Raw genomic sequence first — 26,418 nt, forward strand, 5'->3', positions numbered from 1 at the left:
ACTTTCAACTTTGGCACTTCATCCACGAGCCACGGATGCTCGCGAACCTCGCGCCAGTTCGCTGTAAATTTTTGTATAGAAACTTGGGGCAACAAGTTCCTCAGGGAGGCTTTCGTGAGTCGTCCGCGCCAGCGAAGCATACTCCTGTGCGTCCATGGCCGAGGCTCTCTTCAACAAGGCGGCTAATCCTTCCACATCACCTGGCTCGCAGATCAAGGAATGACGGCCGGCAGCCTCCGGCAGGCCACCGTCACGGGTGACAATGCAAGGCACGCCAAGATGCCGCGCCTCCACCGCAACCAATCCGAAGTCCTCCCGGGTGTTGGGAGGGATGACGGCAAATTTGCTCCGGCGTATCCTCTCCCCCTTTTCAGTTTCGTCAACGAACCCGGGCATCTGAACGCCACGCAATCCGAGCTTGCTGACGAGGGCCTCAACCCTCTGCCGGAGGGGACCATCTCCCAGCAACTGTAGCGGCCACTCCTGCGGATCCAGCCCGGCGCGGCCATAGGCTTCCACCAGGGTGTCGATCCCCTTGTTCTCAATCCACCGCCCCACGAAGATAAATCCCTTCCTTTGCTCCGGAGGGAGCGGCTCCAGTGCCGATAGATCACAGATGGGAAACACCACCCGGCTGTTGCGCCAGGGCTGCTCAGATTTCTCCCAGGTCCGGCGGACGAACTCAGAGATATAGAAGCGGCGGTGACCAAGTCCGAGGCACAATCTCCACAACCGCTCATGGAGACTCTTGCCGCCGCGACTGTAGTTGATCACATTGATCAGAAGCGGCTTGCCCATCGCCCGGGCCATAAACACGACGTCTGGGCACGGATTTTGCACATGGACCACGTCGGCCTGCCATATCGCACGGACAAGATCCATGCTGGCCTTGCGAACGAACGTTACCTTCGCGCCTGAATCCGCGACACGAGTCTCGAGATCACGTCCAAGCTCAAATCCGTCGGTTTGCTTGAAACACAGGTTCAAGTTCACATCCTGATCGGTGCGAACACCTTTCGCGATGGCGAGCACGAATCCCTCGAGCCCGCCGTAACGCCCCTGACAGGGGCTGATAATTGCCACGTTCACCACTTGCTTCAAATCAGTCACACGCTCCAGCGCCAGTTCGTTCACGTTCGTGAGTTCCTTTTTTCAGACAAAAGAACAGGCCGGCTAGTTCGCGGCCTTACGCGCGTCCGCCAGCCACTCTTGATAAACTCCCTCCAAGCACTTCACCTGCCGTTCCCATGTTTGGTCCTCCACTCTCTTTCGTGCTGCGGAAGCCATTGCTTCCCTCAACCGTTCGGCCTCAAGCAGCCGATTAATCTCCGTGCTCATCATCGCCACATCACCGAAATTACAAACCACTCCATCGACACCCCGGTTCACGGACGCTCCGAAGCCAGTCGGAGTCACGACGACAGCACAACCGCAAGCCATCGCTTCTGTCGTTGCCATGCCGTAACCTTCGTAGAGACTGGGAAAGAGGAACACTTTCGCCTCGCTCAGCACTTCCACCAATTTCTCCTCAGAGAGGCGGGGATGAATGGTCACGCGCGAGTGCACGGACGTGGGCAGGGCTTTCAAAACTTCATTCCGTGCACCGCCCACCCCCAACATGTGAAACTCCAGATCGGGATTGGTATCCAGCACGGCCTTTGCCACGGCAATCAACGTTGCAGGGTCCTTCCTGGGTGTCCAGCTTCCCATGCACACCAGGCGGTGCCGCTTCTTCTGGCTCCATGAGGCTCGCAGGAAAACCTCATCGACGCCAGGCTCCACCACGGTGCAGCGGGACGCCGGCTGAATCTTCTGCCGAACGACATAATCCATATCCGCCTGGCAAATAGCTGCAAAACCATCCACACACGAAAATGCGTGAAGGTTCGCGCGTCTGATCCACGGCTCAATCAAAGTAGCCCCCAGTCGTCTGGCAAGCCCACCATTGTCTTGGCCGGCATCAGGAAGGCTCATCTCATCCGCCAGCAATTCCAATCCATTCGTGTGTGCCACCAGCAAAGGGCGCCGCGCACGTGGGCGGCGAGCCAGCCGCCGAATCAATGGCCCGAACTCTGCGCCATAAAACTCCACCACATCGTATCCCCCCTCGAGAATCCTTTGATAAAGCCGCTGAGGAGCCAATCTCATCTTCAGACGCTTGGCCTTCTCACCGTACCACCGGGGATAAAACCTCTCGGGACTCTCGACAGTCACCTCATGCCCGAGATTTCGCAACCCGGTGCTCCACGCGAGAACAGTCTTCCCGGATCCCAGGGCAGGATCCAGATCACAATTGGTGACTGACATTATTCGCATCGACTCGTCAACACACTCGGCAGCGTGAGCTATCCATTTTCAACTGGTGGAATACTTGGAAAGTTTCTCACTTCTATCAGAAGTAAAAGTCACTCCCATTTCATCGACTCCAGTGATGCCCGTCTTTGGGTGTCACCAGGAGCAAATCACCTTGACTGATGAGCTTGAAGTAGACGGATTCCTCCGCATTCAATTGCCCGCCTTTGCTTGCCAAAAGCCTCCGATACAAGGTGGGGAACTGGCAAGGTACGTTGTGTAGAAGTCTGCTCATGCCTTTGTTCTTCGCTGGAGATCTCTGGTGAAGCGAATCTGTCGCCCATTCTTCAGTTAACGCCCGCATTTCGCATGCCGACCCGATGTGGAGATGCTTCTCGAGCAATCAGGAGCCACGATTTTCTGTCTCATTCCCGGGGACGTCACGTTCACCATGCCAGATGCGCATGGCGGCAATCGGCGCGCACAAAACGCGGATGCCACTCTCGAGACAAAAGCTCCGCCATTTCTGCCACCCCGCCACCGCGGCGTTGATGCGTGTACAACGAAACAGGTACACCATGGTCCACTGCGACAGACGGACAGCTGCCCCGATACCAGACATTGCCCCCCGCGACGTCGGATGAAGCAACCGATAGGTCTGATACTGCTGCTGGACCGTCCTGGTAAATATCGTCTTCAGCTTCTGCCTTCTCGCTGGGTGCTTTACCACGGCCTTGGGGAGAAAGGTGGTTGGCACTCCCGCATTACGAATGCGCCGGCCCAAGTCCATGTCCTCGTGCGAGATGGCAAACTGTTCGTCAAAGCCACCGAGCGCCACAAAGGTGTCACGGCGGATCGCGAGATTCGCGGTACAGAACAGCCCCGGCGACTCCACCGTGGGCGCATACCAAAAGATGCTGTCAGGATAATCCGTCGGTTGCACCACACCTTCGATCACATCCCATTGCCCGCTCAGGGCAGCCTTATGCACCTCGGCCAGCCAGTTGGGCTCCGGAAGTTCATCGTCGTCCACGAAGACAATCCATTCTCCCCTGCTCTGCCCCACCACCTTGTTTCTGTTTGCAGCAACGCCCCTCGCTGGTCCACTGACCCAGGTCACGCCTGCAAACTCCTCGACCACCTTTTTGGCACTATGCTCGGGATCGTCATCACTTACGATGACGTCATAGTGCTCCCGGCTGAGTGACTGGCCGTTGATCACAATCTCCAGGCACTCCCTCAAGAGCGCCGGCCTTCCCCGAGTGACAATACAAACACTCAAGAACGGGACCTGCTTTTCAGTCTCCGGTAACAACATTGCCTTCATCGGGTGCAATGTGTAGCCTCCAGTCCACTTGTTTGGTTCCTACAAGGGAAGAACAGTTCATACGAGCGGAGGAACCTGTCCAGGAAGCCGTGTGGCAGCGTGGCCAATTGTGATGTGTAGGCTTGTATCGCCGCGTTCTTTTCAGCACACACGTCCGTGATACCAAGCCTCTCAGCCCTGCTCAGTTCCCGCAGAAACTGTGGTCGGTACAGGGGATGCAGCCACGGCTTCCAAATGACATACTGATAGAGCATCCCAATCTTGGGCACGCTGCTCGCCGCTTCTTTTGCAAGCACATGAGCTGCATCGTGGTCGCTATGCCCATCGTTCCAGTGCGGCAGAAAGACCGCTGTTGACCCATGCGAGGTCAGCAGGCTGGATAGCTTCTCAATCAGCGCATGCCGCGCAGCCTGGTCCAGCGAGTGCAGGGTTCCATCCCCGCAGTCCAGGAAATGAAGGCGCTGCTCGGGAACTCCGAGGCTTGCCATGGCCCGTCGTGCTTCCTCTTTGCGCAATGCTGGCAATTCCCGCCTCTCGGAAACACCGGTGCCATCCAAGGGTGCCTGGCTGCCATCCGTCAGGAAGACGACTTGCACGTCAGAACCTCTCTTCTGGTGCTTTGCAATCAACCCGCCGCAACCGAATGTTTCGTCGTCTTGATGAGGTGCCACCACGGTGATTCTCTCAGGCATCTCCGCCATTTTTCTCGTCAGCAGCCTCGCGAGGAACGTCAGCAAAACGTCTGCATGAAAGGCGCGCAGGCGGAGCATGAAACGCTCGCGTGCTGCGGTTCCAGTGCCGCCACGGCTGGGATGGTTCACTCTAGCACACACGGGAGAAGACCAATCGTACAACACCGAGCTCATACAGCCTTCTTCACAAAGAAGTCGAATGAATGCCTTCCAGCCTCCGCCACCACCCTGGTGCTCCCAAGTGGAGGAAATTCCAATCGCGTAAAAGAACGAAGCGCCACGCAATCCTCCAGCGGAAAGGGTACGTGCCCGGGAAGATCATTCCATCCCAGGACAAACACTCCCCCCTCACGCAAGCAGTCAAAGCATCCCTGAAATGCCTTCTCCACTGCCTCACGCTCGTCCAGACCCCAGCCAAACACTCCATTGCAGATGATTGCATCCAGGTCGTTCTCACGAAAGTGCTGTCCAACGTTCTCCACGGAATCTGTGATGTGCTGCGAGCTTCCGTACCGCGCTTGCTCCGGATCTATTTCAATCGTCCAATAGTCCTTTCCCGTGAACACCTTCCTGTAACCACGGGTGTACCACGCACAGCCTACAAAGAGAATCCGGTTATATCCCTCCTCCTGGGCAAGGTACGGCATGATGGTCTTCTCTAGAATGTCCCTATCCTGCGAGCTGATGTAAAGGTCCACTCCACAGCCCAGCAGCACCTTCATCCAAAGCCTCCTGAGATGCCGGCTGGTCCTTCGAAGCAGACCTGGATCGTCATGCCCCATCAGATTTCCTCACCGTTTCTCCTGCGGGCTCGAAGCTCTGACAACCAGGAACCATACTTGGCTTCAAGAGTGCTGGCTGCTTCGGGCCATCGCAGAGTCTGCACCCGTTTCCATCCATTGCCTGCAATGCGCTGCCGGAGTTGGTCGTCATTGAGGAGCGCTGAGATGGCCCGGGTCAGCGAACGCCTGTCCGCCAAATCCACGTGCATGACCTCCTCACCATCTTTCAGCGAGGCCGCAAACCCGGTCCTGGTTCCCACCAGCGCGCATCCGCACGCCATCCCTTCAGTGGACACCATTCCGAAACTCTCATAGACCGAGGGCATCAGCAGGATGGAAATCTCCTCGTAATGCCGTTTCAATTCCGTGCGGTTGCGTACGAAGGGAACTACCTCGATGCGATGCCACAGGTGCTGGGGAAAGAGCTTTTCTTTCGAGAACGGCGTCCCGACACCGATCATCTTCAACGTTGCTTGCGGATGCGCCTCCAAAACTTCAAGCATGCATTCCTGGATGTGGCCCACTCCCTTGTTCCAGTTCCATCCTCCGCAATAGCCAATCACCGGCTTCCGCTGAAGCCGGAGGGGAGTTCCCACATACCCTTCCGGCAGTGGGTTTTCGATGGCCAGCATCTGTGACTCTGGCAGCAATTGCTCCCTGATGGCGTACTCTAGGTCGAACTGACTCACCGTTACAATGCCGTCCACTTTCGTGAAGGCATCTTTCACAGGCATCAATGTCGATCTGAGATGACTTCTGGTGGTGTGATCTCCCCCGCGCTCCTGCGCTTCGCTCATGTGCATCTCGATGCCATTGGTGTGCGCCACCACGAGGCAGTCCCTGTCCTTCCTGGCTCCCAGCATTCTCGCTGCGTAGCAGGTCTGCCCACCACACAGCTCGATCACATCGAACTGTCCATCCATGGCATGCTTCCGGATGTAGCGGCGCATTCCCAATGCCATGCGAAACAGCCGGCCAAACGGAAGCTTGGGAAGCGTCATGAATGTCTCCTGTCCCACCACTTGGACATCATGTCCCAAGTCGCGCAGGTACCGCGCGTAGTTGAGAAGCACATAGGCCGACCCGAGTGCGGCATCCAAGGGCACGTTGCAGACAGTCAGGATGCGCATCTTCCCTGCCCTCCCATCTGCTTGAATTGCTGGTCTTCGCATGCCCCTGGATTGGGCCCCCTGCGCTGGCTGAGTTCATTCCGCCAGAAACGCACGGCCGCAAAAGGCGCGCAAAGAAGGCGAATCACACTGTCAATGCTGTAGCGCTTCCACCTGCCGACTCCTTCCGCGGCAGCTTCGATTCGCATGCACCGATACAGATAGACGATCGTCCACCACGGCAGAGCCAGAGCGCTCATCTTTCCGCACAAGGTGGGAGCGTCCGATCCATGAAGCAGTCTGAAGGTTTGGTACTGCTGCTGGATGGCTCTTGAGAAAGCAGTGCTCAAACTCTCCTTTCTGGCAGGATGTTTCACCAGCGCGAGGGGCAGAAAGGTAGTCGCAATCCCGGATGCGCGAATGCGACGTCCCAGATCCATATCTTCGTGCGAGATCGCAAACCGTTCGTCGAAGGCACCCAAAGCAAACAGTAGTTCGCGGCGGATGGCAAGGTTGGCGGTGCAAAACACTCCCGGTGACATCACGCTTGGGGCATACCAGAAAATGCTGTCAGGGTAGTCGACTGACTCGACCATACCTTCGATGACATCCCACCGGCCAGTGCATGCGGCCTTGTGCATCTCCTCCAGCCAGTTCGCTTCTGGCAGCTCGTCATCATCCACAAAGACGATCCACTCGCCCGTGCTTCCTCTTGCCACAGTGTTTCGATTGGCCGCCACGCCACGCCCCGGTCCCTGGATCCACCGCACGCCGTCGAACTGCTCGACGACCTCCCTGGCACTGCCTTGGGGATCATCATCACTGACCAGGACTTCATAGCGTGCCCGCTCAAGCAACTGCCCCCGTACCACACGCTCCAGACACTGCCGTAGCAAAGCCGGTCGACCGCGAGTGATGATGCACACACTCAAGAACGGCGTATGCCTCTCAGTGACCGGCACTGGCATTGCCTCCATCAGAATCAACGTGCGACCTCCGACTGCAGGACTTCTCCGAGCAGGTCTCCCATTCTTCTCGCAAAAGCGATTGAATTGAAGCGGCTCTCCGCGAGCGCGCGCGCCCGCCGGCCCATCTCCTTCACTTCTTCCGGATGCTCATTCACCCAGCGAAGCCTGTCCTTCCAACCGTCCACATCTCCCGGTTGCAGCCAGAAGCCAATGCCATGCGCTTCGATATCAAGGTCCACGTGCACGTTCCTTGTCATCAGTACCGCTCTGCCTAGCCCCAAGGCATCCATCAGGCTCGTAATCCCGACGAGTGATTTCTGGTCATACAGGGGAATGGCGATGACTGCGTGATCCGCCATGTGCCGGCAAAGTTCCGGATACTTCATCCACCCCTTCTTCTCACCTGGGACAGGCTGTTGGTTGGGAGTTTCGATGACGTGCAAGTTCTCGGGAGCACGGTAGATCTCATCCTCAAACTGTCCCTCGAGTCCCACGATCGTCGTCCTGATGCCCGTGGTGGCAGCCGCCAGGGCAAATGTTCTGAAGTCCCTGCCAGTGCGGCCCGTGGCAATCACCCCTTCCCCAGGAGGTGTCCAAGGTCCATAGAAGTCCACGTCGGCCCCCCACTCCAGCGCTTCACGCTTCGCCGCAGGGCAACCCCACTTTCCAAGCTCATCCTCCACGGCGCGGCTGAGTGAGGGCAATCGGTCAGCACCCTTAACAAAGAGACGCCGCTGCCAAGAGCGAAAGATGTCCAGTTTCCCTTTGGGAAATGGATGGTGCATCAGCGTCACAATCGGCACCTTCAGCAAGCCCAACGCACGAAGGTACTGGAGCAAGTGTGTCTGAGAACCGCAAGGGGCATAGATCACATCACCCTTTCGCATTTCACGCAACGCAAGGACCTGCTGCTGCAGATCCCCCAACTCGAGCGGGAGGCGCAACGACTTGACCCAACCCTGCACTCGTGACCAGAAACCCTCGGCAGGATACGGTAGAAAGATCGGCTCGTATCCCATGTCTGCCAACCGATCTACTCCGAAAAGCACATGGTCTGGGGTCTCTGCCAAGTCCACCTCACGGATGACCCGGTCCAGGGGATAGTTATTGAGAACAAAGACCCTGGACTTCCGATCCGCCGATTCGCCAATGATTGACTTTGTTACCTCAGACATAGCATAACCGCCGGCAGCTTGCCTAAAGCTCCTCAATCCCGCGTACGTTCCCATTCCGGGAAACAAATGGTGGTATTCCACTCATGAAGAAGGCACGGACCAAGCCCTCGGAATTTGACAATCGTTCTATTCGCCCCTTCAAAAAGCTCCGGCAAACCGTATCCACCCGCACCGGGATCGGTATTGTCGATTACCACGTATGCGCCAGGTTTACACCGGGCACGAGCCAGTTCCGCGCTCTCCCTGCGCCACGGCCCATCGATCAGGATGATGTCCGCATCGGCAATCAGTTGCCCAAATTGCACGGGATCAAACTCTGCGGAAACGCGCACATTCACATTATTGAGCCCTCGTTCACGGGCCATGCTCTCAACCCTCTCAGCCCAAGCTGGGTCAGTCTCAATCGATACGACGCTTCGAGCCCTTTTGGCGAACCACAAGCTCGACTGTCCCGATCCAAATTCCACAACAGCTTGGGAACCGTTCAGGATGTCCTCAAGTTGATGAATCGCCGAATACGTCAGCCACGGTATCGGTTCACCATTAACATCAACAGCGCGACTGCCCAGCAAACTGGATACGACACCAGATCTCCGTATGGCGCCAATGCCTACGCGAATTTGTCCGAAGACGATATTGAAGTTCATAGGTATGTTATCGGGAAAAGCTAAAAGCTACTCACTTTGCAAATGATTGGGGAAACCTGGACCGATGTTTGAGAAAACGGACAGCGCCCCTCAATTCAGTCGAGCAACCGAATCCCGCAGCCCATTTCTTCATGAGCGGAATTCGCTTTCCAAATCCAGGCCTTTTCTGCAGGGAAATGCACGCTTCTACAGTCCGCTTCAGCCACACGTCAGGACTGAACCATTCCTCCCAAGCTCGCCTTGCCAAAACGCCCATCTCGTGTGCCCGGTGACGATGGGGCTCCAGTAGCTCGTGCAGATGTTCCACTTCAGCCTCCGCTATTCTGATTGAGAAGTCATTCCAGTTGGGACCGCTCGGTGGAACCCACTCGTCGGAGATAATCACCGGCGCCCGTCCCATACTCATCACTTCGAAGAGCCGCATGGATGAAGCACCCACTCCCCGGGGACAAAGGGCAAACTGCCCCTGACCTACCGACACCTCCATGACACGTCGCAATTCCGCAATCTCGGCGGTACTCCCTGCGGAAAACGCGGCGGTGACCCGTTGGCGATTCGAATTCAGGACCAACCCACTCTCTCCATAGAGCTCCAGAAGCTTTTGTCGAACCGGATGTGTTTCACAACTTCCCGCAAACGTGAACAGCTTCAAAGGGGCCCCCAGGACTACCGATGACCAGGTCGCTGCACCCTCGCGAATGTAGGGACCGCCTGCATGCCAGTTCGCGTCATACCTTGTCCGCATGATGGATGCATAGACCCCCCGAAGGCAATCCGGTGGAAAGTCAGCATCGGAATAAACAAGGGCCTTGGTCCAGCATCTACGATAGGCCGACATGAACGGCACAAGAAGTCCTGGAACACCTCCCACATCCGAAAACAACACAATGTCCGCATCGTCTGGCTGCTCAGTCAGTTGAAGACCAGCGGTGTCATTTAGAGCCCCGGCACCTTTCAAAAGCGCCGTGTAGGAACCTCTATTCCAGAGGTTGTCCGGATTGTCCGGAAAAAGGCTCGTCAGACACACTCTTGTCATATCACTCAGGCGCGTTGCCAGATCCAACTGGGGCCGAGTCGAGCAAACAACTTGTAGCCGTGTTTCAGGAACACCGCCTCAACTTCGGGCTCCAGGGAATCATAACCGAACTCCGCCACATAAACTTCCGGCGCATGAGTCTCAAAGGGATATACGAGTGCAATTTCCTTGTCGAACCCTTCCAAATCCGTGGACACCAGATGGGGCGCTTGAGCATAAGGCCACCACTTCGGCAGGCAGTCGATACCCAGAACGGGTACCGTGCGTTTCGCTTTCCCCTCCGCCGGTTGAGCAACACTCACCCTGTTCATCGCGTCATGGACAGGATCTTCATCCAGTATTGCGGTGCCACATCCCTCCTCCTGCAGCACTGCAGCTGTCATATGGCGATCACGCGGACGCATTCTCTTCCAGTCAGCGGCGTGCTTTGAATTGGCGTCCACCGTCACGCCGCTCCATCCCCGTTGATAAAAGTGATAGGTATTGCTCCAGCGGATCGGGGCGTAGCACCCAAGATCCAGGTAGTGTCCCTCAGTTTGTTCTGCATGGATCAGCGCTGCGAGCACCGCATCCTCGCCGAACTGGCTGTAGCTTGCCTTGCACGAACGCACTCCCTCCACAGAGAGTGGCAAACCCCGTTTTTTCCAAAAACCTCCAATACTGCTCATTTCTCTATTGGGCTAAACATCGCGGAAAAACCGGCACATCCCGGTGCCGGCAAGAAGGTGGAGTCAGTCAGCCGACAACCCCTTGCTGGCTTCGTTTTCCTGACCAGGATTTCCAGGCTTGATAGTGAGGACAAAAAGCACTGATAAGAGCGGCTGCCGGGTCTCGCGCGCGGAGATCATTCCGGGCCATTACAGTCAAGGAATACACCGTCAATTTCAGATAGTCTCCAAACGTCAATCGCCCCACGAGGCCGGAGTTCCATCGCCAGTACCGTTCAAGCAATTGCAATACCGAGTTGTCAGTCAGGCTCACCACCTTCAGCTCCGGGTCGAACAACACATCATATCCAGCGGCAACGAGGCGCCGTCCCAGATCGCCGTCCTCGTTGTAGCGAAACGCAGGATCAAATCCTCCCACCTCTGAAACGACTCGCTTCTTCAGCATCGCCCCGTGGGTGGACAGGCGGGCCTGGCGGCTGAACTCATAGGGAATGTCAACTCGATACAAATGCCGGCCTCTCCAGCGCAAGGTCGCAGTGTTCTGCTTCGGCTGCACAAACCTCCCAAAAACCGCTGCAGCCTTCTCTTCATCCAGCCTCATTGCCGCGCGCCTCACAAAGTCGGAATCCAATGCATTCGTGGCATCGCAGCATGTGACCAGGTCAAACTTGGCCTCAGCCATCGCGGTCGCCCGGGCGGCTCCCCGGCCTTTGTTGTGTGCGTGCCTGAGTACACGAACAGGAAGGTCTTTCAGGCAGTCTGCCACAGGCAGTGCCGAACCGTCATCAATTACGAGGATCTCTTCCGGCTTGTGTGACTGCTCCAGAAGACTCTGCACGGCGGCTCTCAGTGTCTCGCAGGTATTATTGAACGCCAGAAGGTACGCGCTGACCGGCGGCAAATTCATTTGGAGACTGCAGAGCTATCAGGCGCATGATTCCATCCCGCGGGAAGGTCATCAATTCGCTGGCGCGTCCAGGTCACTCCGGAGCGAATTACTTTGGCCGGCACTCCTGTGGCGATGCAGCCACTCGGGACGTCATTCGTGACCACTGCGCATGCGCCAATGATGGACCCCATGCCGATTCGAACGTTCTTCAGAATTTGCGCCCGCGTTCCTACAAGCACATTCTCTTCGAGTTCGATTGATATCGCGCGGTTCAGAATCTCACCGGTTTCCTTTTCAAAGATGGCATGCCCATCACCACATCTTATCGCGCACTGTGGCCCCAGCATGGTTCCCGCTCCAATCCGGATACGCGAGCGATCTTCCGTGAGAATGATCTCCGACTCATTCACGGATACTTCCGTCTCAATGCACACCTTGGAATCACTTCCGTGAATCCAAAAAGTCGAATTTCCAATCCTTGCCTTGGGACCAAATTTCACCTCGTTGTTGGAGCCAAGCACAACTACCCGGCACTTCAGCATCGAGGCATCGGGAGCCCATTCAATGTGGTTGTTGTCACCGAACAGCTCAATCTTGGTTTGGTCCACCACAGCTCCATTTCGGACAATTCTGTTCCGCATGCCATGGTCCGAGATCGCCTTTCCGGTCAAGCGCAAGCATCGCAACGCAAACCGTCGCCAATTTTTTGTAAGTGATGCGAGCAAGCGGATTGGTGGTAAAAGGACCTGCTCAGACTTCACCTGGCAACCCAGACTGAAGAGAAGACATCGGGACCTTCACCCGAAAGGATTCGAACACTTGGATTCGGAAAGCCCGATTCGGTCAAATGTTGTAACACCACCTCGTGTCTGCGAGCGCCGTGAGTTTCAAGACACACAACCGACGACGCAGCAAGCACCCCCGGGAAATTACTTAGCAGCGAAGTCTCGCTTCCTTCGATATCAACCTTCAAAAGATTGATACCGGGCCAGTCTTTGATGATTTGATTCAAATCGAGATAGTCCACTTTCTCACCCTGGGCGTCGGATCGTTCATCAACGGAATGCGCAAAATGGCCAGGCCCTTGTGTCAACGCCCCCTGTCCCGAAACCTCACCCACAAGGCCACGGTCTACTCTCCAGCATCGACCCAGTTCTGGATTCCTTTGGATCAAGCTCTCTATCGCTGCGCAATTTTGCCGATCTGGCTCGACAGACTGCAAATGCAATCGCGAAAGAGGCAGCTTCTCCTGGAGCCAGTACTCAAACAATCTCAGGCCAAAAAGACCCACATTTGCACCCAAATCCAAGACATAACACTTCGCATCCGATTGGGAAACACGGCGACACAATTCCCGCAATGGCTCATCGTACTCCCCCAATTCGAAAATCTCGTGGAAGATCAGCCAGTCATCGTAATTCCTCAGGTGATATTTCAACCCCATTTTTGTGGCCTTCAGACCGCAGGTCGCTCTTTCCCAGCGCTTCTGCCTTATTTTGTGAAGGAAGTGTCTGAACATTGTAGGAACGCTTTTACGACTCTGACTCGATACTCAAGCAGTATGCTCCGCAAAGAAAGGCTCCCCCTTCAAATCAAGTGACTGCGGAGGCTGGCCCGTGAATACAAGAAGGTCTCCCCCTCCATAAAAGGCAGCCCATTCCGAATAAGTGCTTGGAGGGCCAATCACGATGCGGCATCTGGCCAATGCATAGAGATCTTCAATCTCCGTTCCATCCAACAGCGTTGAAGACATTCCGGAAACCAGTTGCTCCGGGATCCTCTCATCCGAAGCAACGATAAAATGCACCTGCCGCGGTGACAGCAGTTTCACGACTTGAAGCATCATTTCTCGATACTGGGCGTGGTCAAAATAATACCGCCCCCCCAGGTATTCGGCGTAGTCCCCACGGCGGACATGAATGCCGACGAGGATCTTGCCTCTAGGGACATGGCGCAACCGGTCGTCAATCGCAGCGACAACGTGCACAGCGGGCTGAAACAGGTCCACCAGTTTTCCCCTCCATTGTTCTCGGAGCTCGTCAAACTTGAGATTCCATGCAGTCCACACCAACCAGGAATGTCCGTCCTGCAGACCCTGCCTTGCCAAGTCAGCCACCGTCAGTTCATGCTCGTCTGGAGCCTCGAAGATTGATCCCTGGAAACGAAGGATCCTGTTAAACTTCGCACTCCCAAGCATTCGGGCCGCTACTTTGAAGCCGATTCGAGTATTCGTGAACGCTCCCAGAACTCCCAGATTTCCGCTGGGGGTCCAACTGGCAACCGACCGCCCCCTGAAATGATGGAAGGAATCTGCATATTCTCCAAACGAAAGATTGTGTACCTGCCAGCCACGACTCATCGCCAGTGCCACCAAATTACCAAAGGTCAGTAATCTGTTTCCCAACCGACCGTACCTTTTCCAGAGCAAAACCTCCATGGATGCCATCTATTGGAACTTCTTATGCAAGAAGAAGCATATCTGAATCCGCGCAGTTCCCTGACTTCCACCAGACCATACGTTAGAAGCTCTGATGATATGTCCAATGCCTTGTGTCATGCCCCGTCTTACGCAGGAAGACTAGGTTACCCAAGTTCTCGTCTTTCCAAGGGTGAAGGAACGACTTGGCGAAGATCTTTTCCGCCTTGGGAATTCTCTTCGCCATCGCACGGATCGAGTCCTTCCAGGAGTTCGTGCGGCTCGACTTCCCCTCGTAGCCCCGCCCGGGTTGCCAAACCTCGTAGCTCCTGTTGCTTAAGATGAAGCGAAAAACTCCCTGGAGCGAAGGCATCCACATATCGTGAAACCCCACAACACCACCAACGTCGAGTTTTTTGTCGACCATGACAAACTCCACAAGTGTCAGGTCAAAAAGATGAGAGGCATCAATGAAGGCGAACTGGATGGCTCCAAGGGAGGGAATCACTTCCTCGGCGAATTTCCGATGAAACTCCCACAATGGCTCCAAGCCGGAGCGGCGGACCATCTCGATCCCGCTGTTTTTGTAGTTGTCTTGAAATGGATCCATCACCACGTGGCGCCCCTGGCCATTTTCCGCCAGGGCCCCGAGGATCGCCAGCGTAGACACCCCTTTTGCAAGCCCGACTTCGACCGATTGCAATGGCTTCACCTCTATCACGGCATCAAATAGCAGCCGCGCCTCCGATTCTGAGACATTGGAGTCCAGCGGAGATTGGTTGCCGGACTCATCCCAGACCTTTTGCGTCCTGAATACCTCCTTCAAAACTGATGGAAGCACTTCATCGTGTTGCTCGTTATTCATGAAAAATTGGGAACTGCGGCTGCCTCCCCCCTGCAATCCTTCAGTCTGGAGCGAAGAACTCCTTCGACTTCGTCCACGAGAACTTTTTCCATGCACGCGATGTTGTGAGGGCACACATCTCCTCTACTGTCGTGTAACCAACATGGTCCGCAGGGCATGGGAACATAGAGGTTGTCATTGACAGCATATCCGGAGTTTTTTGGTGACTCCCTGCCTCCGTAGATGATAACCCCGGGGACGTTCACGCCGTTGGCAGCGTGCATCAGAAAACTGACGCCTCCCAGAAACAGGTCACAATTCGCCAGAACGGCCATCGATTGGCGCATCGAGAGCGCACCCGCGAATCTTGTAACGTTTTCAAACACTGGCTCAGACGCATCACCGAGCTGCACAAGCTCCACTTCGGAGGCAAAGCGGGCCAAAAGCACGCTCCACCTCTCCCTCGGCCAGTTTTTCACCTCTTCTTTTGTTCGCGTGCTGAAAGCGACTCTCAATCGCCCACCTCTGCCGAGTAGAGCGCGAGCTTCGTCCAACTCGCCCTCGCCAAGGTACACCTTGGATTGATATGCGTAATTCCTGATCCCTACTTTCTGCAGCGTTTCTTGCAGGATGTTGGCTTCACCCCGGCTTCCTGTGGCAGTTTCAAGATACCAAAACCTCAGCGTAAAATATCCCTCTTTCGCATTGATGGTTTCCAGACACGGATCAGTCGAGACAAGCTCACTCCATTCGGTTTCCAGATTGATGCGGAGTCTTGGGTAAGTACCCTTCAAGGTGCGGCAGCAATTGGCCGCAAGAAGCGTGTCCCCGGGAGCACCGAATGCATTTTTAACCGTGAGCCGACCGCCTATTATGTCCAATATCCACAGATGGCGCAACATCCATTCATTCAAGTGCCATCGAACTCTTTCCAAGAGAGTCACAATCACTCAACGAATTGTCCCTTTGCGACAATTCCAAAAAGGAGATGCCGCCTCTATGAATGGTCCAATGTTCGAGTCCCAGCTCATGCGGAGTTCATACTCCGTCCTGCTCTGCTCTACCATCGTGCGGTAGCGAGCTGGGCTTCCCCATAGTTCCCTGACCCAAGTGGTTGCTTCTGCCACGAACGACTCGATGGCAAAGCACGCTCCATTCACATTTTGACTGACCAAGCTGCGAGTTCCCCCAACGATGGTCGTGACTACAGGGATTCCGAAACACGCCGCCTCGGCAAAGCAAATCGGCGCGCAGTCTGCCGTGGTAGGAAGTATGAGGAAGTGCGCCTGCCCATAAATCTCCCAAAGCCTCTTCTCCACTCCGGCCTGGTTTTTGTTGACCGTCGGAAGAATTTCCACCCCGGGCTCGTTGGCCACATATTCTGGAATTTGCGGCGGCCCGAGGATGATGAGTTTTGCGTCTACACCAGATTGGCGGAGACGACGAGTGACCTCAATCGCAGCGTCTCCTCCCTTTCTCTCCCAGCTCCATCCCACAAAAAGCAGATTGCAGGTGGTGGCTGTTTTCTTGGCGAGTATTTCATCCAGTTCCTTCCTGTCAGGTACTGATGTCATGCTGGGGCCAAAGAGCACGGTCTTCACTTTACCAGCGGTTTCCGGATAGTTGGTCCGGCATATCTCCGCCGCCCAATCGGAAGTAAACGCAGCCATACCTGCTCTCGACAGGCCCCGGCGCTCGAATCGCCTGCAAACCCGCTTATTTCGTGGACTTTGATAGTGGATATTGATCGGATAGAGGTCCTGCACCGCGGCAAATACGTGATCTGTCCACGCCGTCCAAGGCTGCTCGACACCCGCCATCCAAACGGGGTTCCCAGTACAAATGACGCCGTCAAAACCGCCGCCTGCTATTCTTTTATTGATCCGCTTTGCAAGTGACCGGATGACGATCGAGTTGCTGGCAGGATTATAGAAATGTGGCTCCAGCCGCATCATCCATCTTTGGGCCAATCTACCGAACCACTCGGCAGCCTTAGAAGGTCGGGCTTCTATCTGACTGCACTCCCAGCCTTGAGCAGCAAGGGCATGTGCAACATAGTAAGGGTACAGTCCTCGATCTCCCATCGGCGCATGGTCAACAAGCGCCAATCTTCCCTTTGATTGTCGAAGGGGAATCGAATCAACCTTTTCGCGCGTGGACATACCTGTTTTAGCTCCGGAAAAGTTGGCTAAAGCTCACCCCGTCCAACCGGTCTCTTTGCGCTCTAAATTCCCAGCTTACTGCTCACGCTCAAACCCAAGCACCCGGCCCCACGAGTTCACCAATCTGTACCCCTGTCGCACAAGCCAGTTCGTAACGTCGCCTACCTGTTCCTTCGACAGCAAGTCAGGATGGATTTCGATGATCACAGAACGCACCCCTCCGGGTATGGTGGTATGCACCGCACCGACTTCAGCGCCTTCAATGTCCATCATCAGCACATCCATTCGATTCCCATACTGTTTGAACAGCGTTTCAAACGAGACGGCCGGCACTTCACGTACATCTCCGGTTGCGCCCCGCTCTCCGTCTGCCACCCGGTCCTCCCAAAAATCTCCGGAGATGCTCAGACGCAGAGTCCCATCAACGGATCCGGCGGCTGCGTGAACGAAGTCCGCTGAAACCTTGTTGCGTCCGTAATTATCCTTCAACAACTCAAATGTGTTGGGATTCGCTTCTACCGCGGTGATCTGCGCTGCAGCAAGGAACTTCATCGCGTACAGCCCCACGAAACCCAAACCAGCCCCCAAATCCAATATGCGATCACCAGGTTGAACAAGACTACGCGCCACCTCTGTCTCCGCCTTCTCAAACCCCCCAGAGATGAGCAATTTTTTCATCGAAATAGACAGGCCTGTAACATTCAGTTCCACTCCCTGAACGTGCAGGACATCCACGCCACCCAGGTGGCGCTCCAATCTCGACTCACGATAGCGCCCCAAGGCGCCCTGAATTGATGCGGCTAAAGACATGGGGAGTTATTTGGGGAGTTCAGGCACTGCAAAATCCTAACCACAGATCTCACTTGATATCCGCCGAGCCCTCAATCCGGTAGGTGCATTTGGGGAAGCTGAATCCTTCTTTTCTGGAATGGGGAAAGGATCGTCCCGGTGTTGGGCTTTCGGTGATGTCAAAAGCCAGGGCCGTCTTGATTTGCTCCAGCGTTTCAGAATAGTACGCTCCCGTCCAGAGACCTACCCCGTAAGAGCCTGGAATGAGGGGAGGCAACTGAATGCGAAGCGAAACGACAAATTCACCCTTGGAACACTCGATGAACGGGAAGGGTTCCGGAAGCACTTGCAGGATCTGGTCGCCAAGTGTGTCAAAAATGTCAATGGCCACCATCACACGCGCGGACGGGCGCTGACATATCATGTGAGCTTCCAACTCAAGAAACATGTCCGGCTGCTTGCCGGTGAGGTTCAGACTCGCCTTCAGAAAGCAGACGGACTCATTCACCGGCGCCACACGCTGCCAGGTCGATTGAGCGCCCCATTTTCCTTGTTCACAATAGATTTCAATAGCGCGGCTGATGTCACCGGCGAACTCGGGCTGTCCTTCCTTCAACACCATTCCCGTGCCACAGAGCGCATGTACCGCGTTCATGTTGTGACTTACAAAGAGCACCGTCCGGCCCTCTTTTGCCACCTCGGACATACGCCCGACACACCTCTTCTGAAACTCTGCATCTCCCACCGCCAGCACCTCGTCCACGATCAGGATTTCCGGCTCCAGGTGGGCTGCCACGGCAAACGCGAGGCGAACTTGCATGCCTGACGAATAGCGCTTCACCGGCGTGTCAAGGTAGGCTTCGCAGCCAGAGAAGCTGACAATTTCATCCAGTTTGGCGCGAATCTCTGCACGCGTCATTCCAAGGATCGCACCATTGAGGAAGATATTTTCCCGTCCCGTCAGCTCAGGATGGAACCCAGTGCCTACTTCCAAAAGGGATGCAATGCGACCTTTCACCCTCACCTCTCCGGTGGATGGCGCCGTCACGCGCGAGAGGATCTTCAGCAGAGTGGACTTGCCAGCGCCATTGCGCCCGATGATGCCTAGAACATCACCCTGCTTCACTTCGAAGTTGATGTCCTTCAATGCCCACACCCAGTCGCTCTCCGCTTTCTTGGTGCGATCATTTACCTGACCCACTTGGGAATAAGGGTCCTCCTTTCCGCGCACGCGGTGCCACCAGCGATTCACATCATGGGCGAGGGAACCCGTGCCCACCTCACCAAGCCGGTACAGTTTGGAAATGTTGTCAACTTCGATGACCGTTTCAGACATGCAGTCGAGAGTGCGCTAGTTTACACCGTGTCCATGAACGTCTTTTCCACCCGATGAAATAGAACCATGCCTATGAGTGCGGTAACCAGAGTGAAGACTCCGGCATAAATCAACGTTCCGGCAGACCAATCCCCTGATCCCAGGTAGATACCACGGAAGCATTCAATAATGGGGGTCATCGGATTTGCCGACACCAACAGGCGATATTTGTCCGGGATACTACCGAGGGCATAGATGACCGGAGTTCCATACATGAGAAGCTGGACGCCAAACGTCACCAAGAACTGCATGTCGCGATACTTGGTGGTCAGTGATGAAACAATGATGCCCAAGCCCAAACCTAGCAATCCCATCATCAGCAAAAGCACCGGGGTCAGCAGAAGTATCAACCCCCACTGCGGCTGCACCGCAGTACCTGTTGCGCCATAGTAGACGAGAAAACAGAGGAACAGGGCAAACTGAATGACGAACTGGATGATGTTGGAAGTCACCACGGAGAGCGGGACTATCAGCCGGGGAAAGTACACCTTGCCGAAAATGGCCGCATTGGCAGTAAAGGTACTGGAGGTCTTCGACAGACAGGCTGCGAAGTAGTTCCACGCCGTAGTACCCGCGAGGTAGAAAAGCATGGGAGGCAACCCGCCCGTGGGAATCTGGGCGATGCCACTAAACACCACCATGAAGACCAGCGTGGTAAGGAGCGGCTGCACAAAGAACCATATGGGCCCCAGGACCGTCTGCTTGTATACCGAAACAAAGTCCCGGCGCACAAACATCCAGAGCAGGTCACGATAGCTCCACAATTCGCCAAGCCGCAGATCCAGCCAGCCATCCTTGGGCCTGATAATCATGTCCCAAGCCCTCTTGGAAGGCACGGAGGAACCCGTGGCCGATGACAGGGATTCAGAACTGGCTGCCGTAGATTCGCTCATCGGATTTTTCAAAGCTCCACCTGCAAAAATTGACTACCGCCGCTCCAACTGGGTCATCTTTTCCGCCACAGCGGCGCCTTTGATGCTCGGCTGCCACCCCAGAATACTGGCTGCACTCGCAGGGTTACCCATCAGTCTGATGGGCTCCACGGGACGATGGAATCTCTTGTTCACGCGCAGCAGGAGAGCCCCATTGCGGGAATCGCGGGCCGTCTGCTCCTCGCCCTCCCCTTCGAATTCAAGGCGTATCCCCTCAGCGGCGAATGCGGCACTCGCAAAATTCCTGACGGAAGTGCTGGTTCCCGTAGCCAGCACATAATCCCCAGCCGTTGGATGCTGCAGCATGCGCCACATGGCATCCACGTATTCAGGCGCCCAGCCCCAGTCACGTTCCGCGTCCAGATTGCCCAATTCCAGGATCTCACCGGAGCCTTGTGCAATACGAGCCACCGTGGCCGTGATTTTCCGCGTCACGAAGCTTTCACTGCGGCGGGGAGATTCGTGATTGTAGGCGATCCCGCAGCAAATGTGGAGGTGATGCGACTCCCGGTATACACGGCACAAGCTTGCCGCAAACGCCTTGGCACAACCGTACGGATTCACCGGCCGGAAGGGTGTCTCCTCGTTCTGCGGATAGACTCCGGGACTGCCAAATACCTCGGAAGACGCAGCCATGAACACGCGTGGTGGCGTCTCCAGATCCCTCAGAATTTCGAGGAGCGCGAGCGTCGCCACCGCAGTCTCCTGCACGGTCGATTCCGGGATTTCAAAGCTCAGTCCCGGCTGGCTCTGCCCGGCCAGGTGATACAATTCCGAGGGCTGGATCTTGATCAAATGCCGGCGCAGCGTGGTGGCGTCAGTGAGATCCGCATAGTGCAGGAACAGGCGCCGGCCATATACTTCCGGATCGGCGCGGAGGTGCTCAATGCGCGAGCGATTGAACATGCTCGCGCGCCGGACAATCCCATGCACTTCATACCCCTTTTCCAGGAGCAATTCTGCAAGGTACGATCCATCCTGACCGGTGATGCCGGTGATGACAGCCGTATGTCGGTTTCCGCGTGACATAGTTTCGGGCCTGGGGCGCAGGCTCAGATCCGTCCCAAAGGACTCAGCTCCTTTCCCGCTTTGCCAGTTCCCAGTCCGCCTCGGCCATCACCCGGACCAGTTCGCGGAAGGTTACCTTCGGTTCCCAGCCCAGTTCCGCCCTGGCCTTCGCCGGGTCTCCAATCAGAAGTTCGACTTCAGCGGGACGGAAATAAGAGGGAGAGACTTTCACCCGCGCCACACCATCAGCATCGCGTCCCACCTCATTCACCCCTTCTCCCGAGAACGTGAGTGGCATGCCCACAGCGGCAAACGTTTCCTCGCAAAATTCACGGACGGTATGGGTCTCACCCGTAGCGCACACATAGTCACCCGGCTCATCCTTTTGCAGCATCCGCCACATCATTTCCGTGTATTCAGGGGCATACCCCCAGTCACGCTGGGCACCCAGATTGCCCAGTTCCACCGCGTCCTGCAGGCCTTCCCGGATCCGCCCCGCAGCGCGCGTAATCTTACGGGTGACGAAGGTTTCCCCGCGTCTCGGTGACTCGTGATTGAAAAGAATGCCGTTGCTGGCGTGGATGCCGTAGGACTCGCGATAGTTCACCACAATCCAGTACGCATACAGTTTCGCAACACCGTAGGGAGAACGAGGATAGAAGGGGGTGCGCTCGGTTTGCGGCACTTCCTGTACCAGACCGTAGAGTTCACTGGTGGATGCCTGATAAAACCTCACCCGTCTCTCCAGGCCCACCTCCTTGATGGCGTCCAGGAATCTCAGGGTGCCCACGCCGTCCACTTCCGCGGTGTATTCCGGCACTTCAAAGGACACCTTCACGTGGCTCTGAGCTGCAAGATTGTAGATTTCATCCGGCGCGATTCTCTCCAGCAGACGATTCAAGTTGCTGGAATCCGTCAGATCACCGTGATGAAGAAAAAGTCGTTGGCCGTAGACCTCTGGGTCTTTGAACAGGTGTTCAATACGTTGAGTATTGAAATTCGAGGCACGTCTGACCATGCCATGCACATTGTATCCCTTGGCCAGCAGTTGTTCTGCAAGGTAAGAGCCATCCTGACCGGTAATGCCGGTAATCAACGCGGTTTTCATTCGTCCAAATTCACTAAACTCGTGACCTTTCCCAATCGAGGAAAGCTGCCGCCACCGGTCGCGTGCCGAGAAACGCTCCGATCAACCATCTTTAGCTTTCTTTAGCGGTATCCGCTCAAGCAGGTCCTATGCCTGATTAGTACTGCTTTTCCGTAATGCCGACATCCCACTGCGGTGACAAAGATTCGCCGATCCTAGGGTTTAGGTTCGGAGCCCCGTCATTCAGGTGAATGCAGCAAGGCGCAATTACTCGACCGGGTTGATTAAAGCAAGCAACGTGATAGGAATTTTTTTAGGTGCCGAACAACTGTTCATACGTCATGCATCTTGCATCGCACTTGAATGAAAAACGATTTAGTGATATCGCGCTTCCTCCCTGTTATGCCCCAAAATTGCAACCCCAAGACACCTCCCGTTAACACTCAAGCCTCCTCCCCCTCAGGCCTGGCCCAGCGCTAGCCATTCAATCCATGGGGAAACTGGGAAATACTTCAGGATGGGCCGTTGTGGCCATCCTGGCAGTGGCGCCGTTCTTGTACGGGGGAACCACAGAGCGGTTCATTGACTGCCTGAATTGGGGCATGCTCGGCGTTTCACTGCTCTGGATTGCCAGTCTCATCGTCGACCGGCGCTCTCCGCGCATTCCCATTCTCGTCACCGTCTGCGTGCTCTGGATTCTTTGTCAGGGCTGGTTCATGGCCTTCAACGCCAAATCCATCATCGACAGGGAATATTTGGAACAGGTGGCGATTAATGCGCCCTTCCCTTCGCTCCCGGGTTCCATGGACGCGGTGGGATCACGGACAATGATGCTCCGCATCACCGCCTTGGCCCTCTTTTTCTTCACGGTCATCGACCTTGGACAGAGCACACGGTGGGTCCGCCGACTCCTCTCCGCGATCGCCATCTCTGGGACCGCGCTCGCGGCCTTCGGGGTCTGGCAGCGCTCCTCTCCCACTCCCTTCGAAATTTGGCCCGAGGGTTCCAAGCCCCAGCTTACTGCCTTTGCCACCTTCTGGTACCACGGAAATGCCGCCTCGTTGCTCAATCTCGCCTGGCCAGCCTCATTGATGGGGGCCATATGGTCCTTTCGTAGTCCCCGCTCCCAGCTCCTTCGCGCCCTGTGGCTGGCCAGTCTTGGGATGATTTTGACAGGCTTGATTGTGAATGCATCCAAAGCAGGTCACATCATCGCCGCCTTCATGGCCGTCCTGTTTATCCTTGTGTTTCTGTTTCGTTTGCGTGTCCTGGTTTCCAGGCATGGTTGGCCCCAGGTAATCGTCTATGCCGTCCTTGGATTTGCGGCAGTTGGAGCCCTTCTCCTGCACGCGGACGGGGCGTTTTCAGTCCATCGCTGGCGGGAGTGGTATGAACGCCCCGGTTTCTCAGATTCGCGACTGACCACTGCCTCTACCATTCTGCACACCCTGCCAGGGATGAACCTCCTTGGCTCAGGACCCGGAACCTTCGAGGGGGTTTTCTACCGCAGGGCGGCAGCAGTGGACGAGACCCCGGACGTGCGCTGGGAGTTTGCCCACAATGATTACCTGCAATACGTCGTCGAATACGGGTGGGTTGGCAGCCTCGTGTGGCTCATCCTTTGGGGATACGTCTTGTACCATTGCTTCCGCCAGATCTGGTACATGGTTCGACCAGCTTTGGAAATGGGAGAGTATCGGGGAAGACGTAGCCGCCAGCGATGGGAGCATTCGTTCAATGCCATGCGCCAGTACTATCTCTTCGGGGCCAGCGTCACCATGATAGGTGTCCTGTTGAACGCCATGTTGGATTTCCCACTGCAAATTCTGTCCCTCCAGATCTACGCCTTCACCGTCGCGGGCATCATCATATCCGTGCCGAAATCATCCTTGGCCGCCCCTCACGTCCTCCTTCCAGAAGAGGCGTGAACGAGGGTCCAGCAACATCATAAAAGGTCTGGCATTTCCTCTTGTCGCCTCTTCAAGGAGTACTCGAAGATGACAGGCCACCATTTCACGATACCCTTTCCCGATCCGTAGACATCCATTTATGAAAACGGTCCTCCTATCCTGCGCGCTGCTTGCATCGGCGCTTCTTCATGCCCAAGAGCCCGAGCGGGTCCCGTTGAACGAACGTCGTACCACCGTGAAAATCTGGAACCAGCACAACGGTGGATTCAATGACAGGGGATCGACGATGATTAACGTCGTGTTGATCACGAAGGACAAAGAGGTCTTTCGCAAGGATGGCATCATCATCCCGTGGGAGCGGGGGCAGGACAAGTTCGTGTCTGTGATCGTGCCTTCTGTGGCGACTGATACGGTGAGGGTTGAGATTGTGGAAAGCGTGAACGAACGTCCTGGTCTGGCGGAAATTGAGTTCATCCGGAATGGCAAGAATCTTGCGCGCAAGCGCAGCGTGAAGGTCAATGGCGTTTGGGAAAGCCACCCAGGCGTCACGGGTGATACCCTCACGGACGGCGTCACCACTTCAAGCAAACACCAGTATGGTTACTGGTGTTCCCCAGACAAAGAAAAGGCGTGGGCGGAAGTCCAAGTCAAGACCCGTGACTAGCGTCACCCTTACGAAACATCGTGGATGTTTCCAAGAGGGCCCAGATGGTGCAATGCCAAATCTTCCGCCATGGCCAAGACCAAGTCACCCACGTTTGCCCGCATCCGCGCGGAAGTCATCCGGCTGGTGGGCTTGATTCCGCCTGGCAAATTCACCACCTACGGCAGCATCGCGGTGCATATGAATGTGGTCGCGCGACATGTGGCCACCGTGATGAGCCATCTCACGGAGGAAGAATCCGCCGCACTTCCCTGGCATCGCGTCGTGAGTGCGGACGCCCGTATCAGTCCGAACATGGAGCGCAAAACAGCCGCCCTGCAACGTTCCCGGCTGAAGACGGAGGGGATGAAGATCAATCGCGAAGGCTACATTCAGGACCCGGATGCCCACTTCCATGTCGTAGGACCTCGTAGGGATATACGCTGGAGTTCGCTAAAGGATTCGTAAGTGTGGAAAAAATTCGAATGTCGAATGTGGACGCCACGTCCCATCAGCCATTAACATTCGTCCTTACTCGCCATGCACCCCCTCGCCCGACTTCTGGCGCTCGGTTCCGTGTGTCTCACCACCGGTTGTGTTTTCTTTGGTCCCTCCAGCACCGTTTCCACTCGTGGCCCCAATGGCGAAACCTATTGGATCACCGACACGCTCTTTGACGACCATTACGATTACTACGACGCTCGCTACGACAACGATTCGGACAGGGAGCACAAGCATTCCCATGACGAACACGGAGGCGGGGGCAGCAGCAGCAGCAGTTCCCATGACCATGACAGGCATGCGTCGTCGTCGCGAAGCGAATCCCACCGCAGCGACGATAGCCACAATCACAGTCACAGTCACAGCCGCGATCGGGATTCCTCATCCTCTTCCTCTTCTTCATCCCGAAGCGATCACAGCTCACGAAGCAGTGATAGCGACAGCGGACGCTCGCGAGGCGATGACTCACACAGCAGCCGGAGCAGCAGCAGCGACAGCAAGTCGAGCGATAACGACAGCAAATCTTCCAATGACAACGACTCCAAGAGCGGCGATTCCGGCGGACGCTCGCGCTAGGTCACTTTGACTTCGTTCCGGAGATTCACCGCACGTAGACCAATGGCATGGTCGTCGTATCGAGCGTGTTGCCGTAGTAGGCTTCCTTCTTGCTGATGATGCGGTAGAAGAGTGTTCTGCGACTCCCATCTGGGTTGAAATTGCCGGTTACCTCAACAATGTTTGGAGGTTGGATGCGCCAAACGACCGGCAAAGATTGATTCCCCTCCTCCTTCACGCCTTCTCCGCCCTTCTTGAGAGTCACAGTTGACCCCATGACGTGCTTCCACGTGGTCCCAATCACGAACTTCTCAAACTCCTTGTCTGAGGTCGTAGGAGCTGTTTCGCCCCCCTTCCCTCCCATGATCGTCGCGATCTCATCCATCGTCACCTGCGCCTCAGCCAGGTTTCCTGCCTTGGTCTGCTTTTCCAGCAGCTTGCGCAGTTCGGTGACATACGTCTTGTTGATTGGCTCATTGGCCTTCTGGATGGCCGCTTGATAGGACTTTTGGAGCCTCGCGAAGTCGGCGTCTTCAGCCTGGCACACGGGTACCAATGAAGCGAGGGCAAGCACAAGGGCTGAGCGTTTCATGGGCTCATTGGAGTCAAAT

At 55.8% G+C, this 26,418-nt stretch carries 27 protein-coding genes; 4 read left to right on the forward strand and 23 right to left on the reverse strand.

Features of this window, described 5'->3' with window-relative positions:
• Positions 1–18 precede the first annotated feature (18 nt).
• From G5S37_RS15870 to gmd, 22 genes are all read right to left on the reverse strand, one after another.
• A complete protein-coding gene (locus G5S37_RS15870) occupies positions 19–1,134 on the reverse strand; it encodes a glycosyltransferase family 4 protein (RefSeq protein WP_165205440.1) in 1,116 nt (371 codons plus the stop codon).
• Between the two features lie 39 nt (positions 1,135–1,173).
• A complete protein-coding gene (locus G5S37_RS15875; RefSeq protein ID WP_343229926.1) occupies positions 1,174–2,316 on the reverse strand; it encodes a glycosyltransferase family 4 protein in 1,143 nt (380 codons plus the stop codon).
• 379 nt (positions 2,317–2,695) lie between these two features.
• Positions 2,696–3,619 carry a glycosyltransferase gene (locus G5S37_RS15880; protein WP_343229927.1) on the reverse strand — a complete coding sequence of 308 codons (924 nt, stop codon included), beginning with the start codon at positions 3,617–3,619 and terminating at the stop codon, positions 2,696–2,698.
• Positions 3,616–4,485 carry a PIG-L family deacetylase gene (locus G5S37_RS15885; protein WP_165205443.1) on the reverse strand — a complete coding sequence of 290 codons (870 nt, stop codon included), beginning with the start codon at positions 4,483–4,485 and terminating at the stop codon, positions 3,616–3,618. Before G5S37_RS15885 ends, G5S37_RS15880 begins: the two co-directional genes overlap by 4 nt.
• Positions 4,482–5,033 carry a class I SAM-dependent methyltransferase gene (locus tag G5S37_RS15890; protein WP_165205444.1) on the reverse strand — a complete coding sequence of 184 codons (552 nt, stop codon included), beginning with the start codon at positions 5,031–5,033 and terminating at the stop codon, positions 4,482–4,484. Before G5S37_RS15890 ends, G5S37_RS15885 begins: the two co-directional genes overlap by 4 nt.
• A gap of 59 nt (positions 5,034–5,092) precedes the next feature.
• Positions 5,093–6,223: a glycosyltransferase family 4 protein gene (locus tag G5S37_RS15895; RefSeq protein WP_165205445.1), complete on the reverse strand. Its 1,131-nt coding sequence runs from the start codon at positions 6,221–6,223 to the stop codon at positions 5,093–5,095.
• On the reverse strand, positions 6,211–7,170 hold the full coding sequence (locus tag G5S37_RS15900; RefSeq protein WP_165205446.1) for a glycosyltransferase: 960 nt from the start codon (positions 7,168–7,170) through the stop codon (positions 6,211–6,213). Before G5S37_RS15900 ends, G5S37_RS15895 begins: the two co-directional genes overlap by 13 nt.
• A gap of 14 nt (positions 7,171–7,184) precedes the next feature.
• Entirely contained in the window at positions 7,185–8,345 is a 1,161-nt protein-coding gene (locus G5S37_RS15905; RefSeq protein WP_165205447.1) for a glycosyltransferase, read from the reverse strand.
• Positions 8,346–8,377: 32 nt separating this feature from the next.
• Positions 8,378–8,992, reverse strand: a complete 615-nt coding sequence (locus G5S37_RS15910) for a class I SAM-dependent methyltransferase (protein ID WP_165205448.1) — start codon at positions 8,990–8,992, stop codon at positions 8,378–8,380.
• Between the two features lie 1,041 nt (positions 8,993–10,033).
• A complete protein-coding gene (locus tag G5S37_RS15920; protein WP_165205450.1) occupies positions 10,034–10,696 on the reverse strand; it encodes a hypothetical protein in 663 nt (220 codons plus the stop codon).
• 67 nt (positions 10,697–10,763) lie between these two features.
• Complete coding sequence (locus tag G5S37_RS15925) at positions 10,764–11,603, reverse strand: glycosyltransferase (RefSeq protein WP_165205451.1); 840 nt, start codon at positions 11,601–11,603, stop codon at positions 10,764–10,766.
• The gene (locus tag G5S37_RS15930) at positions 11,600–12,346 is read right to left on the reverse strand and encodes an acyltransferase (protein WP_165205452.1); all 747 of its coding nucleotides are present in this window, start codon (positions 12,344–12,346) and stop codon (positions 11,600–11,602) included. The genes G5S37_RS15925 and G5S37_RS15930 overlap by 4 nt, the downstream gene beginning before the upstream one ends.
• A complete protein-coding gene (locus G5S37_RS15935) occupies positions 12,343–13,104 on the reverse strand; it encodes a hypothetical protein (RefSeq protein ID WP_165205453.1) in 762 nt (253 codons plus the stop codon). Before G5S37_RS15935 ends, G5S37_RS15930 begins: the two co-directional genes overlap by 4 nt.
• Positions 13,105–13,137: 33 nt before the next feature.
• Complete coding sequence (locus G5S37_RS15940; RefSeq protein WP_206026483.1) at positions 13,138–14,031, reverse strand: alpha-1,2-fucosyltransferase; 894 nt, start codon at positions 14,029–14,031, stop codon at positions 13,138–13,140.
• A 73-nt stretch (positions 14,032–14,104) separates the two neighbouring features.
• The gene (locus G5S37_RS15945; protein WP_165205455.1) at positions 14,105–14,866 is read right to left on the reverse strand and encodes a class I SAM-dependent methyltransferase; all 762 of its coding nucleotides are present in this window, start codon (positions 14,864–14,866) and stop codon (positions 14,105–14,107) included.
• Entirely contained in the window at positions 14,863–15,747 is an 885-nt protein-coding gene (locus G5S37_RS15950; RefSeq protein ID WP_165205456.1) for a glycosyltransferase family 9 protein, read from the reverse strand. Before G5S37_RS15950 ends, G5S37_RS15945 begins: the two co-directional genes overlap by 4 nt.
• A gap of 48 nt (positions 15,748–15,795) precedes the next feature.
• The gene (locus tag G5S37_RS15955; RefSeq protein ID WP_165205457.1) at positions 15,796–17,007 is read right to left on the reverse strand and encodes a glycosyltransferase family 4 protein; all 1,212 of its coding nucleotides are present in this window, start codon (positions 17,005–17,007) and stop codon (positions 15,796–15,798) included.
• 75 nt (positions 17,008–17,082) lie between these two features.
• Positions 17,083–17,817 carry an FkbM family methyltransferase gene (locus G5S37_RS15960; RefSeq protein WP_165205458.1) on the reverse strand — a complete coding sequence of 245 codons (735 nt, stop codon included), beginning with the start codon at positions 17,815–17,817 and terminating at the stop codon, positions 17,083–17,085.
• A gap of 49 nt (positions 17,818–17,866) precedes the next feature.
• The gene (locus G5S37_RS15965) at positions 17,867–19,132 is read right to left on the reverse strand and encodes an ABC transporter ATP-binding protein (protein WP_165205459.1); all 1,266 of its coding nucleotides are present in this window, start codon (positions 19,130–19,132) and stop codon (positions 17,867–17,869) included.
• A 20-nt stretch (positions 19,133–19,152) separates the two neighbouring features.
• Positions 19,153–20,064, reverse strand: a complete 912-nt coding sequence (locus tag G5S37_RS15970; RefSeq protein WP_165205460.1) for an ABC transporter permease — start codon at positions 20,062–20,064, stop codon at positions 19,153–19,155.
• Between the two features lie 33 nt (positions 20,065–20,097).
• Complete coding sequence (locus tag G5S37_RS15975; protein WP_165205461.1) at positions 20,098–21,132, reverse strand: GDP-mannose 4,6-dehydratase; 1,035 nt, start codon at positions 21,130–21,132, stop codon at positions 20,098–20,100.
• 43 nt (positions 21,133–21,175) lie between these two features.
• Positions 21,176–22,219, reverse strand: a complete 1,044-nt coding sequence (gene gmd, locus G5S37_RS15980) for a GDP-mannose 4,6-dehydratase (protein WP_165205462.1) — start codon at positions 22,217–22,219, stop codon at positions 21,176–21,178.
• A 581-nt stretch (positions 22,220–22,800) separates the two neighbouring features.
• Between gmd and G5S37_RS15985 the strand changes: the two genes are divergently transcribed.
• The 4 genes from G5S37_RS15985 (at position 22,801) to G5S37_RS16000 (ending at position 25,828) form a co-directional block, all read left to right on the forward strand.
• Entirely contained in the window at positions 22,801–24,126 is a 1,326-nt protein-coding gene (locus G5S37_RS15985) for an O-antigen ligase family protein (protein ID WP_165205463.1), read from the forward strand.
• A 196-nt stretch (positions 24,127–24,322) separates the two neighbouring features.
• Positions 24,323–24,772, forward strand: a complete 450-nt coding sequence (locus G5S37_RS15990) for a hypothetical protein (protein ID WP_206026484.1) — start codon at positions 24,323–24,325, stop codon at positions 24,770–24,772.
• 69 nt (positions 24,773–24,841) lie between these two features.
• Entirely contained in the window at positions 24,842–25,219 is a 378-nt protein-coding gene (locus G5S37_RS15995) for an MGMT family protein (protein ID WP_165205465.1), read from the forward strand.
• A gap of 72 nt (positions 25,220–25,291) precedes the next feature.
• Positions 25,292–25,828: a hypothetical protein gene (locus G5S37_RS16000; protein ID WP_165205466.1), complete on the forward strand. Its 537-nt coding sequence runs from the start codon at positions 25,292–25,294 to the stop codon at positions 25,826–25,828.
• A 25-nt stretch (positions 25,829–25,853) separates the two neighbouring features.
• On the opposite strand, the gene G5S37_RS16005 is transcribed toward G5S37_RS16000, so the two are convergent.
• Positions 25,854–26,399, reverse strand: a complete 546-nt coding sequence (locus tag G5S37_RS16005) for a hypothetical protein (RefSeq protein ID WP_165205467.1) — start codon at positions 26,397–26,399, stop codon at positions 25,854–25,856.
• Positions 26,400–26,418: the final 19 nt, after the last annotated feature.

The sequence above is a fragment of the Roseimicrobium sp. ORNL1 genome, assembly GCF_011044495.1.
Lineage (GTDB): Bacteria > Verrucomicrobiota > Verrucomicrobiia > Verrucomicrobiales > Verrucomicrobiaceae > Roseimicrobium.